Raw genomic sequence first — 17,030 nt, 5'->3', positions numbered from 1 at the left:
GGGCCCTCCGTCAGTCAGTCGAGCCTCTGCAGGGTAAGGCACGCGTGTCTCGCACTGTGGGGCGCGGGCACGGCGTTCCATGTCGGCTGTCTACGCTGAGCGCATGGCCTCCACTGCCACCGGATCCCGCGAAGCCGCGCGCTTCGAGATGCCCGAACGGCTCCGCGCCGACGTCAGGCAGCTCGGCGACGCGCTGGGCCAGGTGCTGCGCGAGTACGGCGGCGACGCCCTGCTGGCCGACGTCGAGCGGCTGCGCGAGCTGACCATCGCCTCGCACCACGAGGACCAGACGGTTGGTGACGACGCCGCCGCTCAGGCCGAGCAGCTGGTGTCGTCGTGGACGCTGGACCGCGCCGACGAGGTCGCCCGCGCGTTCACCGTCTACTTCCACCTGGTCAACGCCGCCGAGGAGTACCACCGCGTCCGCTCGCTGCGGGCCGGCGACCGCGCCGACCACCCGCTGGCCGGCACCGTCGCCAAGGCGGTCGAGGACGTCGCCCGCCTCGCCGGGCACGACAAGGCCAAGCACCTGCTCGACGGACTGGAGTTCCGGCCCGTGCTGACGGCGCACCCGACGGAGGCACGCCGCCGGGCCATTGTCACCGCCATCCGGCGCATCGCCGCCCTGCTGGAGCGCCGCGACGACCCCCGTCTGGGCGCGTCCGAGGACGCCGAGACGCAGCGGATGCTGCTCGAGCAGATCGACGTGCTGTGGCGGACGGCGCCGCTGCGGGTCGACCGCCCCGGCCCGCTCGACGAGGTCCGCACCGCGATGTCCGCGTTCGACGACGTCCTGTTCCACGTCGTGCCGCAGGTGTACCGGCGGGCCGAGATGGCGCTGGCCGGCGGTGCGGCGGTCGTGGCGGCCCCGCAGGTGCCGGCGTTCGTCCGGCTCGGCTCCTGGATCGGCGGCGACCGCGACGGCAACCCGCACGTCACCAGCGCCGTCACCCGTCAGGCCATGGCCATCCAGTCCGACCACGTGCTGCTGGCGCTGGAGGCGGCCTGCACCCGGGTCGGCCGCGGGCTGACGCTCGACGCCACCACCACGCCGGCGGCCACCGAGCTGCGCCGCATCCTGGCCGACGCCGAGGCCGCCCAGCCCGACCTGTACACCGAGCTGGCCTCGCGCTCGCCCAACGAGCCGCACCGCATCGCCGTCCTGTACGCGGCCGCCCGCATCGCCGCCACCCGCCGCCGCGACGCCGACCTCGCCTACGCGGCCGCGGCGGAGCTGCTGGCCGACCTCCGCGCCGTCCAGGCCAGCCTGGCCGAGGCCGGCGCCGCGCGGCAGGCCTACGGCGAGCTGCAGGGCCTCATCTGGCAGGTCGAGTCGTTCGGGTTCCACCTGGCCGAGCTCGAGGTCCGCCAGCACAGCGCCGTGCACCGGGCGGCGCTGGAGGAGATCCGGGCCGGCGGCGTGCTGTCCGACCGCACCGAAGAGGTCCTGGCGACCATCCGCGTGATGGCGCAGATCCAGTCCCGGTTCGGCCCCGACGCCTGCCGCCGCTACGTCGTCTCGTTCACCCAGTCCGCCGCCGACGTCGCCACGGTGTTCGAGCTGGCCCGGCACGCGCTCGACGGCCGGCCGCTCGCGCTCGACGTCGTGCCGCTGTTCGAGACCGGCGCCGACCTCGCGGCCTGCGTCGACATCCTCGACGGCGTCCTGGAGCTGCCCGAGGTGCGGTCGCGGCTCGAGGACACCGGCCGGCGCATGGAGATCATGCTCGGCTACTCCGACTCCGCGAAGGACGTCGGCCCGGTGTCGGCGACGCTCGCGCTGTACGACGCGCAGGACCGACTCACGGTGTGGGCGCGCGAGCACGAGGTCACGCTGACGATGTTCCACGGCCGCGGCGGGGCGCTGGGGCGGGGCGGCGGGCCGGCCAACCGGGCCGTCCTGGCGCAGGCGCCGGGCTCGGTCGACGGGCGGTTCAAGCTGACGGAGCAGGGCGAGGTCATCTTCGCCCGCTACGGCGACCCCGCCATCGCGCGGCGGCACATCGAGCAGGTCGCGTCGGCCGTGCTGCTGGCGTCGACGCCGTCGGTCGAGGAGCGGGCCCACGCGGCCGCCGCCGAGTTCGCCTCGGTCGCGGCGGTCCTCGACACCGCCGCCCGCGAGACCTACCACGCGCTGGTGCGCACCGACGGCTTCCCCGAGTGGTTCGCCCGGGTCACCCCGCTGGAAGAGGTCGGCTCGCTGCCGATCGGCTCGCGCCCGGCCCGGCGCGGGCTGACGGTGTCGTCGCTGGACGACCTGCGGGCCATCCCGTGGGTGTTCTCGTGGTCGCAGACCCGCGTCACGCTGCCCGGCTGGTACGGCCTCGGCTCCGGCCTGGCCGCCGTCGGCGACCTCGACGTCCTGCGCCGCGCGTACGAGGAGTGGCCGCTGTTCACCGTCATGATGGAGAACGCGGAGATGTCGCTGGCCAAGTCCGACCGCCGCATCGCCGCGCGCTACCTCGCGCTCGGCGACCGGCCGGAGCTGACCCGGCAGATCCTCGACGAGCACGCGCTGACCACCCGCTGGGTGCTCGACGTCACCGGGCACAGCCGGCTGCTGGAGGACCGCCACGTGCTCGGCCGGGCGGTCGCGCTGCGCAACCCGTACGTCGACGCGCTCTCGTATCTGCAGGTCCGGGCGCTGCGGGCGCTGCGGCATGCCGACGTCGAGGCCGGCTCGGCGGACGAGGCGGCCACCCGGCGGCTGCTGCAGATCAGCGTCAACGGCGTCGCCGCCGGCCTGCAGAACACCGGCTGAGGGTCGACGATGCTCGCGTGGGACGTCCACCGCGTCGCCACGACGGGGTCGACGAACGCCGACGTCGCCGTCGCGGCCCGCGAGGGCGCGGCTGAGGGGTACGCCGTCGTCGCCGGCCACCAGAGCGCGGGCCGCGGCCGGCTGGACCGGCGCTGGGAGGCCCCGCCCGGCACGTCGCTGGCGATGTCGTTCCTGCTCCGGCCCGACGGCGTCCCGGTGACCCGGTGGGCCTGGCTGCCGCTGCTGGCCGGGGTCGTCGTCGTCGACGCGGTCGCCGCGGCGGCCGGCGCGTCCGCCGTCCTCAAGTGGCCGAACGACGTCCTGCTCGACGGCGGCAAGCTGTCCGGCATCCTCACCGAGCGGATCGAGACGCCGTCCGGCCCGGCCGCCGTCGTCGGCATCGGCCTGAACGTCGCGCAGACGCCTGAGCAGCTGCCGCCCGGCGGGGTGTCGCTGGCGTCGTACGGCGCCGCCGCCGACGCCGTCCTCGACGCCGTCGCGGAACGGCTGGCCGCGCGGTACGCGGACTGGCGCGCGGCCGGCGGCGACCCGGACGCCGCCGGGCTGGCCGCCGACTACGCCAGCCGCTGCGACACGATCGGCCGCGAGGTTCGCGCCATGCTGCCCGGCGGCGACACCGTCGAGGGCCGGGCGGAGGCCGTCGACGGGTCGGGGCGGCTGCTCATCGCACCGGCCGACGGCGGCAAGCCGATCGCCGTCGGGGCCGGTGACGTCGTCCATCTGCGCCCGCGGTGAGAGTGGCGGTTCTCGCAGGCGGTGGTGACGTGCCAGGATGCACGCCATGGGGTTTTCCGACAAGCAGCTCAGTGATGACGAGCAGGTGATCTACCACCTGCATACACATGTCAAGGCGCTGATCGTGCCGGTGCTCGTACTGCTGGTGCTGGCGGCCGGCGTGGGCTTCGGCCTGGGCGCGCTGCCCGACGACGAACTGGTCGGCACGGTGGGCCGCTGGGCCATCGTCATCGTCGCCATCGTGGCGGTGGGCGTATGGGTCATCTGGCCGTTCCTCACCTGGCTGACCACGACGTACACCATCACCAGCGAACGGCTGATCACGCGGCAGGGCGTCATCACCCGCACCGGCCGCGACATCCCGCACACCGTCATCAACGACGTCGCGTACGAGATGCAGCTGACCGACCGCATCCTGCGCTGCGGCACGCTGGTGGTCTCGGCCGCCAGCGAGCAGGGCCAGGTCCGGCTGCACGACGTCCCGCGGGTGCACCAGGTGCAGCTGCGGCTCAGCGAACTCGTGCGCGAGGCGCACGACCTGGACGAGCGCACGTGACCTTGCCGCCCGAACCGCCGCGGAAACCGACTGCGGACGAGCTCGAACGGCTGCTGCTCGGCGCGTCCCGCCGTTACACGCGGGAACAGATCGCCGAGGGCGCCGGGCTCACCGTCGACGAGGTGACGCGGTACTGGCGGGCGCTGGGTTTCCCGGACGTCGGCGAGGAGCAGGCGTTCACCGTCTGGGACATGGAGGCGCTGCGCGGCGTCACCGAGCTGGTGCAGGACGAGGTGGTCGACGAGGCCACCGCGGTGCAGATGGTGCGGGCGCTGGGCCGCATGACCGGCCGCCTGGCGGAGTGGCACGTCGAGACGCTCGCCGAGATCATCGAGGACAACGAGGCCGCCGGGCGCGGCACCGGCAGCCGGCTGACGTCGGCCTACCTGGTGGCGCAGAAGCTGCTGCCCGAGTTCGAGCGGCTGCTCATCTACGCGTGGCGGCGCAAGCTGGCCGCGTCGGTCAGCCGGCTGGTCGTCATCGGCCGCATCGGCGAGGCGCCGCTGCTGGCCGCGCCCGCCTCCGTCGGGTTCGCCGACCTCGTGTCGTTCACCCGGCTGTCCCGCGGCCTGAGCGTCGACGAGCTCGGCGTGCTGGTCGAGCGGTTCGAGGCCACGACCAACGACGTCATCTTCGGCACGGGCGGGCGGGTGATCAAGACCCTCGGCGACGAGGTCGTGTTCACCGCCGACGACTCGGAGACCGCGGCCGCGATCGGCTGCCGGCTGGTCGAGGAGATCGGCGAGAACGACGACCTGCCCGACATCCGGGTCGGCATCGCGACCGGGCCCGTGGTGGCTCGCCTGGGCGACGTGTTCGGGACCCCGACGAATCTCGCCGCCCGGCTCACCGCTCTGGCCGAGCGCAACACTGTCCTCGTCGACGACGTGACGGCGAAGGAGCTGGCCGATGCGCCCGCGTTCGCGCTGCGCGCGCTGCCGCCGACGACGGTGCGCGGCCTCGGCACCGTCAACGCGTTCACCGTGACCCCGCGGCGGGATGTCCCCGGTCCCCTGTAATGTCCGCGACATGACGAGCGGAGCGACCGTGCGCCAGGCCGTGATCCTCGCCGGTGGGCAGGGGTCGCGGCTCAAGCCGTACACCGACACCGTCCCGAAGGTGATGATCGAGATCGACGGCCGGTGCATCATCGATCACCAGTTGGACTGGCTGGCCGAGGCCGGCGTCACCGACGTCGTCGTGTCGGCCGGGCACCTCAGCGAGGTCCTGCTGGCCCACCTCGACTCCCGCGAGCTGCCGGTCCGCGTGCGCACCGTCGTCGAGGACCAGCCGCTGGGCCGCGGCGGCGGGCTGAAGTTCGCCGGCAAGCAGCTGCCCGCGCCCGACGAGGGCTGGTACGCGCTCAACGGCGACATCTGGACCCGCTTCGACCTGCGCGGCATGACGGCCTACCACCGCGAGCGGCAGGCCGTCGCCACCATCGGGCTGGCCCGGCCGCGCCTGCCGTGGGGCGTCGTCGAGCTCGACGAGCTGGGCCGGGTCACCGACTTCGTCGAGTCGCCGCCGTCGCCGTACCCGATCAACGGCGGTGTGTACGTGTTCTCGCCGCAGATCCTCGACCTGCTGCCCGACGTCGGCGACCACGAGCGCACGACGTTCCCGTCGCTGGCCAAGGAGCGGCGGCTGGCCGGGTACCCGATCGAGACGTACTGGCGGGCCATCGACACCGCGAAGGACCTGTCCGAGGCGGCCAAGGAGCTGGCGTCGCTGCGCTCGACGCTGGGCGACTGAGGGACCGCCGTCCTGCGCCGGTAAGTTGGCTGCCATGGGAAGTGTGACGGTCAATCGGCACGATGATGCGCCGGGTGTCACGGAGCTGGTCCTCGACCGGCCCGAGGCGCACAACGCGATCTCCACCGACCACGCGCGGCAGCTGGCCGCGGCGACGGCTGACGTCGCCGCCGACCCGTCCGTCCGCGCCGTCGTGCTGTCGTCGTCGGCGCCGCGCTCGTTCTGTGTGGGTGCGGACCTCAAGGAACGCAACACCATCGACGACGACGGCCTGCGGGCGCAGCGGCTGGTGTTCCGGGCGATGTTCACCGGGCTGCTGGAGCTGCCGGTGCCCGTTGTTGCCGCCGTGCACGGCCACGCGCTCGGCGGCGGGCTGGAGCTGGCGCTGTCCTGCGACCTCGTCGTCATCGACGAGACCGCCGTCCTCGGGCTGCCCGAGGTGTCCGTCGGCGTCATCCCGGGCGGCGGCGGCACGCAGCTGCTGACCCGGCGGCTGGGCTGGAGCCGGGCCGCCGACCTCATCTTCACCGCGCGTCGGCTCGACGCCGCCGAGGCGTACCGGCTGGGGCTGGCCGACCGGCTGGTCGACGCGGGCGCGGCGCGTCCGGCCGCCCTCGAACTGGCCGCGACGATCGCTGCTCATTCGCCGGTCGGGGTCCGCAACGCGAAGCGGGCCATGCGGCAGGGCTTCGACGCGCCGCTCGCGGCCGGACTGGACATCGAGGACGCCGCCTGGCGCGCCACCGCCTTCAGCCGGGATAGAAAGGAGGGCGTCGCGGCGTTCAACGAGAAACGGCGTCCGGATTGGCCAGGTGAGTGACGTGGCGTTCCCAGCGAAGGTGAGCGTGCGCGAGGTCGGCCCGCGCGACGGCCTGCAGAACGAGGACCCGATCTCGACGGCCGCCAAGGTCGAGCTGATCGACGCGCTCGGGAAGACCGGCGTGCGGCGCATCGAGGCGGTGTCGTTCGTCCATCCCAAGGCGATCCCGCAGATGGCCGACGCCGACGAGGTCTGGTCGCGGGTGGTGCGCGACCCGGCGGTCCGCTACTCGGCACTGGTGCCGAACCTGCGCGGCGCCGAGCGGGCCTTGGCGGCCGGGTTCACCGAGCTCGAGGTCGTCGTGTCCGCGTCCGACACGCATAACCGGCGCAACATCAACCGTTCCACCGAGGAGTCTTTGGGGGAATTGCCTGAGCTGTCGACTCTGGTGCACGCGGCGGGCGGGACGTTGCAGCTGATCGTGTCGACGGCGTGGGGCTGCCCGTACGAGGGTGACGTGCCGGTCGACCGGGTGCTGTGGGTGGTCGAGCGGGGCGTCGCGGCCGGCGTCGACTCGCTGGCCTACGGCGACACGACGGGCATGGCGACGCCGCCGCGGGTGACCCGGCTGGTCGAGGCGACGCGGTCGGCGCACCCGGAGCTGCCGCTGGGCCTGCACTTCCACAACACCCGCGGCACCGGGCTGGCCAACGTCTACGCGGCGTTGGAGTTGGGTGTCGACGACTTCGACGCCTCGGTCGGCGGCCTGGGCGGCTGCCCGTACGCGCCCGGGGCGTCGGGCAACATCGCGACGGAGGAGCTGGTGTACCTGCTCGAGGACATGGGCATCGACACCGGCATCGACCTGCCGGCCATGATCGAGGCGGCCGGGCTGGCCGAGCGGCTGGTCGGCCGCAAGCTCGACTCCCAGGTCCTGCGGGCCGGGCCCGCGGTGCGCTGAGACCGCAGCCTTAAGTCGTCTGCTCCTGGACCCGGTGCGCCGGGAACACCCAGGTGCGGTACGACCAGAACCGGAACAGCGTGCCAAGCAGCAGCCCGACGACGTTGGCGGCGATGTTGTCGGCCAGCGGGCCGGACAGGCCCAGCACGTAGCGGGAGAACCCGAGGCAGGCCAGCGCGATGCCCAGCCCGATGCCGTTGAGCACGAAGAACAGCGTGTACTCGCGGGCCAGGCCGGTGCGGGCGCGGTGCCGGAACGTCCAGAGCCGGTTCCCGGTGTAGGTGACCGAGGTGGCGCCGACGACGGCGATGGTCTTGGCCCACAGCGGGGAGTCGTGCAGCGGGCCGACGCCGCCCGGGCCCCAGAACAGCAGCGCGTTGAAGATCGCGAGGTCGACGATGAAGCCGACGCCACCGACGGTGGCGAACTTGGCTGCCTCGCGGATCAGGTGGTGCAGGCCGTACCAGAGTCGGGACACCGCACCCGGCAGACGCGGGGTGCGGCGCTTCGGCGGTGCGGTATCCAGCACGGCCCCAGGGTAAGGCACGCCGCCCGGATAGTCGCATTCTGCTCTTTCGCCGCAGGTCAGGCGTTGATCGTTCGTCTCACGGCGTGGCTGTGCGGCCGGTGCCGTACGCTCGTGGCCCGTGGGTGATGATGCGACGTGGCCCGTGGTGGGCATGGTCGGCGGGGGCCAACTGGCCCGGATGACCCAGCCGGCCGCGGTGGCCCTCGGCGTGCGGCTGAAGGTGCTGGCCGCGACTGCGGAGGAGTCGGCGGCGCAGGTGGTCAACGACCCGGTGATCGCCGACGAGAAGGCGCTGGCCGACCTGCGCGCGTTCGCCGCCGGGTGCGACGTGCTGACGTTCGACCACGAGCACGTGCCGCCTTTCGCTCTGGAGGCGTTGGAGGCCGACGGTGTGCTGGTGCGGCCCGGTTCGGTGGCGCTGCTGCACGCCCAGGACAAGGGCGTGATGCGGTCGCGGCTGACGTCGCTCGGGATCCCCTGCCCGCGCTGGACGATCGTGGCCTCGCCGGCCGACGTCGCGCCGTTCGCCGCCTCGGTGGGCGGCGACGTCGTCCTCAAGACCACGCGTGGCGGGTACGACGGCAAGGGCGTCTGGCTGGTGCCCGCCGGGACGCCGGAGTCTTCCGAGACCGTCGCCGAGCCGTTCCGGGCCGGTGTCCCCGTGCTGGCGGAGGAGCGGGTCGACTACGCACGCGAGCTGTCCGCCGTCGTCGCCCGCTCGCCGCACGGCCAGGCCGTCGCGTACCCCGTCGTCGAGTCCGTGCAGCGCGACGGCATCTGCGTCGAGGTGGTCGCGCCGGCGCCGGGGCTGTCGTCCGAGCTCGCGGTCGAGGCGCAGCGGCTCGCGCTGGCGGTGGCGTCATCGCTGGACGTGGTCGGTGTGCTGGCGGTCGAGCTGTTCGAGACCGTCGACGGGCGGCTGCTGGTCAACGAGCTGGCGATGCGGCCGCACAACTCCGGGCACTGGTCCATCGACGGCGCCGTCACCAGCCAGTTCGAGAACCACCTGCGGGCGGTGCTGGACCTCCCGCTGGGCTCCCCGGTCGCGCGGGCGCCGTACACCGTCATGGTCAACCTGCTGGGCGGCGACCTCCCCGACGTCTACCCGGCGTATCGCCACGTCATGGCGCGCGATCCGGAGCTGAAGGTGCACTGGTACGGCAAGGGCGTGCGACCCGGCCGGAAGGTCGGCCATGTGACGGCGTACGGTTCGGACCTGGCTGAGCTGCGGGAACGGGCCTGGCACGCCGCCGACTACATCCGAGGGGACATCGATGAGTGAGGTCGGGGCCGGCACGGACGTCGGCTCGTTGGTCACGCCCCGCGGTGGGGACGCGCCGCTCGCTGGCATCGTGATGGGCTCGGATTCCGACTGGCCGGTGATGTCCGCCGCCGCCGAGGCGCTGGACGAGCTGGCCGTGCCGTACGAGGTCGGCGTGGTGTCGGCACACCGGATGCCGCAGGCCATGCTCGCCTACGGCGCGGCGGCGGCCGGCCGCGGACTGCGCGTCCTGATCGCCGGCGCCGGCGGGGCCGCGCACCTGCCCGGCATGCTCGCCTCGGTGACGTCGCTGCCCGTCATCGGGGTCCCGGTGCCGCTGAAGTACCTGGACGGCCTGGACTCGCTGCTGTCCATCGTCCAGATGCCCGCCGGCGTCCCCGTCGCCACAGTCTCCGTCGGCGGTGCCCGGAACGCCGGCCTGCTGGCCGCCCGCATCCTGGCGACGGCCGACTCCGCACTACGCGACCGCCTCGACGTCTTCCGCACGTCCCTCGAGGAGGCGGCGACCGAGAAGGGCGCCGCCCTCCGCGCCCGCCTCACGTCCACCGAGTCCTGAGCCGGCGTCGTCCGGCGTCCTTTGCGAGTTCCATAGCCGGCGACGCGCGAAACGGTCCAGTTCGGCCCCGTAGCGTAACTGGCGCTATCGAGGTCGTCCGGCCGGCCGCTCCCAGCCGGCCGGCAGCTCGATTGACGTCGGCGCCGGACTCGGCCAGTCATCGGGCCGGGGTTCTGCCGGACCGATGCCGGGAACGTCCTTCCACCAGCGGACGGGTGCTGACCGCGCATGGTTGGCGGCCAGCAGTGCCTGGAATCTCTGGGCCAGATCGCCCCTGCGCCGGAACGCGAGGTTCCACCCGAACCGGGCGACATCGAGTCCGAGCCGGCGCAGTCGCCACTCCCGTTCGACCTGGCGGGCGACGATGCGCGATGCGTCCGGGCGGTTGTCGTACTTGATCGCGCCGTCCGCCTCGAAGACGGCCCAGTGGAACGGCCACAGACCGTCGACCCGGTACTCCGGCTGGTCAGCTCCGACCCACGCGTTGGCCACCGGCATCGGCAGGCCGAACTCGATGCAGGTGAACCGGCCCAGCGTCTCGATCGGCGTCTCGGCGCATGGGTCGGCGTGGGTGGCGACCCATCGCGCGCGTCCCTTGCCCGGCCACCTGCCCATCTGGCGAAGGGCGTCGTCGAGGTCGGCGCCAGACCTGACAGCGGAATCGGCGGCGATCAGTGCGTCGATGACCGGCGCGGTGGTGGCGAGCGTGCACACAGCCCAGGCCGGACTCATGACGCCGACATCGGCCACCGTCCGGCAGTGTTCCTCAGGCAGGCGCGAGACCAGGATCCGTCCACCTGGCGTGCTCGTCGCCCCTCGCCCAGGAGCGCAAGGACGGGCGACCGCGGGTGGCATGGAGTACTGGTGGGTCGCCGGCAATCGCCACGTCGCCGCGGCCGACCACTCGGTCAGGTAGACGTCGGGGCCGCATCGACGGGCGAACGCGCGGGCGGTGATCGTATGCCGTTCGGCCGGATCGGCTCGGCGAAGCACCTCTGCTGAGGTGTACGACCCGGGGCCGAGGCGTACCAGCAGGCCGGCATCGACCAGACGGGAGAGGCGGCCGGCCGTGACACCGCCCGCCGCGGCCGCAGAGGTGTGGATGAGTCCGGCGCCGGCGCGCAGGAGCTCGGTCACGTCGGGTGGCAGGCACGTCAGTCGCGATCCCATATGGACAGCCTGTCCAGAGAAGATCATCCGGGCCGGGCCGGTCTGGTGATTTGTGGACGACTCGGCCAAGTCGAGGGCCTTGTGGACGACGCGGTGCTCGGCCGGCGGCGGGAAATTGGGTTGCGCTGGGGGTTGCGGAACGGGTTGGCTTGGCGGCGGAGAGATGGGCCGGGGTCGAGGAGACGCCCGGCGAGGCGAAGGGAGGCGTGTCCGATGGCTGCCCACTCGAGGCGGCGCGCTGTCGTCTGCGCGCCATACGGCCCTCACTTCGCCGTTCCCACCGCCTGACACCGGACTACCGGAGCCGACAGCACACGGTGGGGACCTCCTTCGTCAGGAGACCACCGCAGTGCCCAACCACGATGAGTTCCGCCCCATGCGTTCCCGCGGGCGCGCCCGCACCCGCGAAGACCGCGGCGAGGTCGCCCACCGCAGCCTCGACACCACGTTCGCGGAGTACGCCGCGAAGTACGGCCTTACCCCGCCCGGCGAAGAGGCGGTCACCGACGACCCGCCGTACGGGGACCGATGGACCACCTGGCCCGACTCGACGCCGACCCAGCGGGGTCCGCGGCCGCACCCGGACTGGGTCATCACCGAGCTCGGCGCCGTCGACACCGAGCTCGGCATCCTCAAGACCGGCAAGGAGGCCGACGTCTTCCTGGTGGAGCGGTCGGTCCCGGAGGCCACCCGTCGCACGCTCATGGCGGCCAAGCGCTACCGCGACCCGAAGCATCGCATGTTCCACCGCGACGTCGGCTACCGCGAGGGCCGCCGCGACCGGGAGTCGCGCGTCAACCGGGCCATGGCCAAGGGCAGCGCGTTCGGCCGCGAGGCGGTCGCCGGGCAGTGGGCGCACGCCGAGTTCGCCGCACTCTCGACGCTCCATAGCGCGGGCGTCGCCGTCCCCTACCCGGTACAGATCGTCGGCACTGAACTGCTCATGGAGTTCATCGACGACGACGGTGGCGGCGCGGCGCCGCGACTGGCCCAGCTGCGCCCCGACACCGCCGAGCTGCACGACCTGTGGGAGCAGCTGGCGCACAACCTGTCGCTGCTGGCGCTGGCCGGGTACGCGCACGGCGACCTGTCCGCGTACAACCTGCTGGTGCAGCACGGCCGGCTGGTGGTCATCGACGTGCCGCAGATCGTGGATGTGGTCGGGAACCCGCACGGCCGCGAGTTTCTCGACCGCGACGTGCGCAACGTCGGCGGCTGGTTCGTCGCCCGCGGCCTCGACCCGGCCCGCGTCGACCGGCTCGGCAGCGACCTCGCCGCCGACGCCAGGCTGGACTGACGTCAAAACACCGGCGCGGCGGGCCCCGAGAGGAACCCGCCGCGCCGGCGTCAGTGCTGGTCAGATCATCAACGTCCGTCGCTGACGATGTCGACCGTCGCCGCGGCCGGGTCACCGACCACGTACCCCGCACCGTCCGAGACGGTCACCGTCACAGCACGAGGTCGTGGGCTGGGCCCGCGCCTGTCGATCACCCCGACGGTCTCGACCGCGGTGGTCTGGCCGGGGGCGAACGTGACGGTGCCGTCCAGCGGCTCGTAGTCGCGACCCGGCCGGGTGTACCGGTTGTTCTCGACCGAGTACGTGACGGTCAGCTCGCCGGCCGTGGATCCGGCCGGACGGGTGAACGTCAGCGCGCCATCGGTGGCCGGCTCGACCGCGTCGGCCGTCGCCGCGACCGTGATGGCCGGCAGCGACACCGTCACGCTGTCGGAGACGGTGACCTCCTGCGCGCCCGGGTTGTCGTTGACGTGCACCGCCGAGTTCGTCAGCACCGTGCCGTCGGCGACGTCGCCGTCGACGGTGACGTCGTACGTGATGACGACGGGGTCGAGGTCCGGTCCCGCGTAGTCGGCGCACACCACGGTGTCGTTGGCGATGACGCCGGCCGCGCTGCCCGCGTTGACCAGCGACGACGCCGCCGTCCCGGTGAGGTTCTCGGTGCCGACGGTGATCGGGCCCGCCAGCGGCCCGGTGAGGTTGTCGTAGGCGAACACCAGGTCGTTGCTGTTGGTGAAGAGGAACGCCTCCATGTCGTACGTCCCCTGCGCACCGGTCGGGTCGCCGGCCAGCCGCAGGTCGTCGACCTCGATGACGGCGATCCCGGCACCGGCTGTCGCGACCGAGAGGCCGGAGTTGGCCGCCTGGTTGTAGACGATCTCCATGTCCTGCCAGAGCAGCGCCGCCAGGTTGTTCGGCCGGGCCGCCGTCGGCAGCGACTGCGGGGAGTCCGGCCGGAGGCCGTCGTTGTTGGCCCAGTCGTAGATCAGGAAACCGTCGTCGGTCATCCCGACCCCGGCGTACGGCCGGTCGTAGTGCCCGTAGGTGCGGCTGCCGAGCGCGGTGACGACGATGTCGTCGCCCTCGAGGCCGGCCTGCGCCAGAATGCCGAAGTCCTGCAGGTTCGAGTACTCCTGCGTCCCGGAGACGGGGTTGACGCACTGCGGGTTGGTCGCGCTGGTCGTGATCGTGTACGACCCCTCCGCGCCGACCGGCGTGGGCAGGGAGCCGGACCAGGACAGCACGCCGTCCTCGACGGTGGCCCCCTCGGTCGCCGACCCCTCCACGTACGTGGTGCCCTCGGGCAGGGTGTCGGTGATCGTGTAGGCGAGGTCCTCCGGCGTGACGTTCGGCGCGACCGTCAGCGTGTACCTGATCGTGTCGCCCGGCCCGGCGGTGTCGACGGACGCCGTCTTGGTGACGTCGTCGGCGTGCCGCTCGACGGTGACCGGGATGACGCCGATGTTGCCTGGCGTGTCCGGCGACGAGCCCAGCGCGACGGCGCCGAACCAGGTCTCGCCCGGGTCGAGGTCGGGCTCGTCATAGAACGCGCGGACGGTGAACGGCTCGCCCAGCGGCTGCGTCTCCGGCCCCTCGACGGTCAGGTTGCCCTCTCCGGCCGTCACGACCGCGGTGCCGAGTGTGACGGTGTCGGTGCCGCCCGGCGCCGACGCCTGCCAGTTCTGCACCAGGATCCACCACGTGCCGGCCTCCGGGCTGCCGACGTCGCAGAACTCGTCAGCACTGCCGGTGGCGCTGGAACAGACCTGGGTCGCCAGGCTCGGCGTGTCGCCGGTCCCGACGAACAGGTCGAGGTCGGGCGCGGTCGAGTCGGACAGCTGGGCGACCAGCCGCGCGGTGTCGGCCGGCACGTCGACCAGGATCGCCACCGTGCCGTTGCCGTCGTAGGGGTCGGTGTTGGTACTGTCCTCGACGATCGACAGCTGCTGCTCCTCGACCGGGACCAGCCCGCCCACCGTCGCGGTGAAGTCCTCGATCTCGATCGACTCGATCGGGTCGGACTCCTGCGAGCCGGCGTCGCGGCGGGTGTCGATGTCGATGGCGTCGGGCAGCACGCCGTTCGACGGCAGCGCGGCGACCGGCAGGTGGGCGACCGGCGCGGCCGAGCCCTCCGCCGGCGTCAGGACGACGTTGCCGAGCTGGTAGGCGTCGGTCGCCGAGCCGGAGACGTCCGCCGTGATCGTCAGCTCGATGTCCTGGCCCTCGGCGATGGTGAACGTCGACGGCTCCACCGTCACGTCGATGCCGTCGGTGATCGAGTCGGTGCTGACGGTCCAGGTGCCGGCGCCGGTCGAGGTGCCGGTGACGGTCCGGGTCCACTCGCAGGTCTGCAGGCACTGGCGGTCGGCCAGGCTGGCGGTGTTGAGCTCCTTGACGTCGCCGCCCTCGGACGGGTCGGCGGCGGCGTACTCGGCCGGGGTGACGTCCAGGACGAGGCCGGCCATCGCGGCGACGTTGAGGTCGACCCGGCCCGAGCCCATGTCGAACCAGTCCGCCGGCGTGCCGTCGTTGTCGGTGACGTCGGTGATCGACGTCGTCATCAGCGCGGATTGCGCCTCGGCCGGCGTCCAGTCGTCGCCGTGCAGCGCCTTGAGCAGCGTGTACGAGCCGGCGACGTGCGGGCTGGCCATCGAGGTGCCGGAGATGAAGCCCCAGGAGACCTCGTTGCCGAGGCCGTTCGCGGCCAGCACGTCGACGCCGGGTGCGGTGACGGCCGGCGAGATCAGCTCGACGGCGCGGTTCGGGCCGCGGCTGGAGAACGACGCCATGATGTCGCCGAGGTCGTCGGAGATCACCTCGAGGCCGCCGGACAGCGACCCCCGCTCGCCGGTGACCGACGCCATCCACGCCTTCAGCGCGACGCCGTCGTCGAAGCTGATGTGCACCGCCGGGATGACGTGCGCGTCGGCGTTCAGCGACGTGCCGCTGGCGGCGTCGTTGGCGAGGATGAAGCCCGCGGCGCCCAGGTCGCCGACGACCTGGCCCTTCTCGACCCGGCCGTTCCCGCCGCGGTCGCAGACCACGATCTGGCCGGTGAAGTCGGTGCCGGCCGGGAACCCGTTCGCCAGGCACAGCGGGTTGTCGAGGTCACCGGCGTCGACCAGCGGGAGCGTGCCGTCGCTGGCGCCGCTGAAGCCCTGGCCACGGATCGCCGGCAGCGTCGCGCCACCGTCGGCCGTGAGGTTCTGCATCTCGGCCTGCCACTGGCGGTTGTGCTGCGCGGCGCCGACGGCGGTCACCCACGGCACGTCGCCGGGCGAGCCGGTCGTGGCCGCGCCCGGGCCCTCGTTGCCGGCGGACGTGGCGACGTAGATGCCGGTGGCGCGGGCGTTGAGGAACGCGACGGAGTCGGTGTCGCTCCACGGGTCGGGCGAGGCCGACGGGCTGCCGATGGAGTAGTTGATGACGTCGACGCCGTCGATGATGGCCTGGTTGATGCTGGCCAGCGTCGCCGCTCCGGGGCAGCCGGCGGCGCAGGCGTCGTAGGCAATGACGTTCGCGTGCGGCGCGACGCCCTTGATGGTGCGGGTCGCGCTGAACTCGTGCTCGGTGCCCTCGGCGCTGAACGTGGTGGCCGAGACCTGGTTGCCGGCCGACGTGCTGGCCGTGTGGCTGCCGTGGCCGTCGGAGTCGTACGGGTTGGTGCCGTCGACGCTGGTGAAGTCCCAGGCGCCGATCAGCTTGTCGTTGCAGCCCCAGTTCGGGAGGAACGCCGGGTTCGCCGGGTCGCAGACGCCGACGTAGCTGCCCGCGCCGCGGGGGTTGGTGTGGTCGAACCCGTCGCCGCCCTCGGCCGCGGGCACGACGTCGGCGAAGGACGGGTTGGCCGGGTTGATGCCGGTGTCGATGACGCCGACGACGACGCCCTCGCCCTTCGTGCCGGTGTCGCCGGCGTCAGGGGTGGCGGACCCGTCCCACAGCGACGGCGCGCCGATCCACTCCGGGCCGACGTCGGTCTGCAGCTCCTTCAGCGTGTCGACCTGGACGGACGTGACGCCGGGCAGCTCGGCGACGGCCCGCGCCTCGTCGCTGGTCAGCTCGACGGCGATGCCGTTGAGTGCGTACGTGTAGGTGTATGCGACGTCGGGCGCGCGGCCGATCTCGTCGTCGATCCGCGTGACCAGCTCGGCCTGCGCCTCCTCGAGGTGGCCGGCGTACGCCTCGGCCGCCCGGGTGTCCGGGTCGAGCGGCGCGGAGCCGCGGGCCTCGGGGCCGGTGGCCGAGAGGCCGTCGATGCCGCCGCCGTAGGCGGGGACGGCGGCCTGCTCCAGCTGCACGATGTACAGCTCGGGCGCGTCGGCCGTGCCGAGCGTGAGCGCGACGCCCTTCTCCTGGTGCTGGACGGAGACGTCGGTCACCGCCTCGAACTGGTCGGGTAGCGGCGGTTCCGCGGGGGCGGCGCCGGCGGCCTGGGTGAGGCCCAGGGCCAGGGCCACGGCCGCCGGAAGGGTCAAGCTGCGACGCAACATGCGGGCTCCTTCAACGACGAACCCGCCGGCCACTCCGGGGTGTGGTGGCCGGCGGATCTGTAGTACGCGCGAACGGGCGGGCGGGATTGGAGTGGGTGCCGGAGACAACGCGATCGCGTCGGCATCACCGGCCTCCTCCGGAGCGAGGGTTTCCGGGCCG

The 17,030-nt window shown here is 72.9% G+C and carries 13 protein-coding genes; 10 read left to right on the top strand and 3 right to left on the bottom strand.

Features of this window, described 5'->3' with window-relative positions:
* Positions 1 to 103: 103 nt before the first annotated feature.
* From BLV05_RS34270 to BLV05_RS34240, 7 genes are read left to right on the top strand one after another with little or no spacing between them, the layout of a single operon-like run.
* On the top strand, positions 104 to 2,761 hold the full coding sequence (locus BLV05_RS34270) for a phosphoenolpyruvate carboxylase (protein WP_046769511.1): 2,658 nt from the start codon (positions 104 to 106) through the stop codon (positions 2,759 to 2,761).
* 9 nt (positions 2,762 to 2,770) lie between these two features.
* Positions 2,771 to 3,517 carry a biotin--[acetyl-CoA-carboxylase] ligase gene (locus tag BLV05_RS34265; RefSeq protein ID WP_052762583.1) on the top strand — a complete coding sequence of 249 codons (747 nt, stop codon included), beginning with the start codon at positions 2,771 to 2,773 and terminating at the stop codon, positions 3,515 to 3,517.
* A 46-nt stretch (positions 3,518 to 3,563) separates the two neighbouring features.
* Positions 3,564 to 4,073 carry a PH domain-containing protein gene (locus BLV05_RS34260; protein WP_046769512.1) on the top strand — a complete coding sequence of 170 codons (510 nt, stop codon included), beginning with the start codon at positions 3,564 to 3,566 and terminating at the stop codon, positions 4,071 to 4,073.
* Positions 4,070 to 5,092 (top strand): adenylate/guanylate cyclase domain-containing protein, encoded by a 1,023-nt coding sequence (locus tag BLV05_RS34255; protein WP_046769513.1) that lies wholly within the window; start codon positions 4,070 to 4,072, stop codon positions 5,090 to 5,092. The genes BLV05_RS34260 and BLV05_RS34255 overlap by 4 nt, the downstream gene beginning before the upstream one ends.
* Before the next feature lie 10 nt (positions 5,093 to 5,102).
* Positions 5,103 to 5,825, top strand: coding sequence for a nucleotidyltransferase family protein (locus BLV05_RS34250; protein ID WP_046769514.1), 723 nt, complete (start codon positions 5,103 to 5,105; stop codon positions 5,823 to 5,825).
* A gap of 34 nt (positions 5,826 to 5,859) precedes the next feature.
* On the top strand, positions 5,860 to 6,645 hold the full coding sequence (locus tag BLV05_RS34245; RefSeq protein WP_046769515.1) for an enoyl-CoA hydratase/isomerase family protein: 786 nt from the start codon (positions 5,860 to 5,862) through the stop codon (positions 6,643 to 6,645).
* 1 nt (position 6,646) lies between these two features.
* The gene (locus tag BLV05_RS34240) at positions 6,647 to 7,546 is read left to right on the top strand and encodes a hydroxymethylglutaryl-CoA lyase (RefSeq protein WP_046769516.1); all 900 of its coding nucleotides are present in this window, start codon (positions 6,647 to 6,649) and stop codon (positions 7,544 to 7,546) included.
* Positions 7,547 to 7,556: 10 nt separating this feature from the next.
* Here the strand turns inward: BLV05_RS34240 and BLV05_RS34235 are convergent, their stop codons facing one another.
* Positions 7,557 to 8,072, bottom strand: a complete 516-nt coding sequence (locus tag BLV05_RS34235; RefSeq protein ID WP_407717012.1) for a GtrA family protein — start codon at positions 8,070 to 8,072, stop codon at positions 7,557 to 7,559.
* Between the two features lie 121 nt (positions 8,073 to 8,193).
* Between BLV05_RS34235 and BLV05_RS34230 the strand changes: the two genes are divergently transcribed.
* A complete protein-coding gene (locus tag BLV05_RS34230) occupies positions 8,194 to 9,357 on the top strand; it encodes a 5-(carboxyamino)imidazole ribonucleotide synthase (RefSeq protein ID WP_231948658.1) in 1,164 nt (387 codons plus the stop codon).
* Entirely contained in the window at positions 9,350 to 9,913 is a 564-nt protein-coding gene (gene purE, locus BLV05_RS34225) for a 5-(carboxyamino)imidazole ribonucleotide mutase (protein ID WP_046769518.1), read from the top strand. Before BLV05_RS34230 ends, purE begins: the two co-directional genes overlap by 8 nt.
* 84 nt (positions 9,914 to 9,997) lie before the next feature.
* On the opposite strand, the gene BLV05_RS36365 is transcribed toward purE, so the two are convergent.
* Positions 9,998 to 11,050, bottom strand: a complete 1,053-nt coding sequence (locus BLV05_RS36365; RefSeq protein WP_157524372.1) for a hypothetical protein — start codon at positions 11,048 to 11,050, stop codon at positions 9,998 to 10,000.
* Positions 11,051 to 11,459: 409 nt separating this feature from the next.
* Here BLV05_RS36365 and BLV05_RS34215 point away from each other — a divergent pair, with 409 nt between their 5' ends.
* Positions 11,460 to 12,380 carry a serine protein kinase RIO gene (locus BLV05_RS34215; RefSeq protein ID WP_046769520.1) on the top strand — a complete coding sequence of 307 codons (921 nt, stop codon included), beginning with the start codon at positions 11,460 to 11,462 and terminating at the stop codon, positions 12,378 to 12,380.
* Between the two features lie 68 nt (positions 12,381 to 12,448).
* On the opposite strand, the gene BLV05_RS34210 is transcribed toward BLV05_RS34215, so the two are convergent.
* Positions 12,449 to 16,870 (bottom strand): S8 family serine peptidase, encoded by a 4,422-nt coding sequence (locus BLV05_RS34210; RefSeq protein WP_160312756.1) that lies wholly within the window; start codon positions 16,868 to 16,870, stop codon positions 12,449 to 12,451.
* Between the last annotated feature and the right edge of the window lie 160 nt (positions 16,871 to 17,030).

This window comes from Jiangella alkaliphila (assembly GCF_900105925.1).
In the GTDB taxonomy this organism is placed as follows: Bacteria; Actinomycetota; Actinomycetes; order Jiangellales; family Jiangellaceae; genus Jiangella; species Jiangella alkaliphila.
The sequence above is the reverse complement of the archived record's forward strand: the minus strand, read 5'-3'. Positions and strand labels throughout refer to the sequence as shown.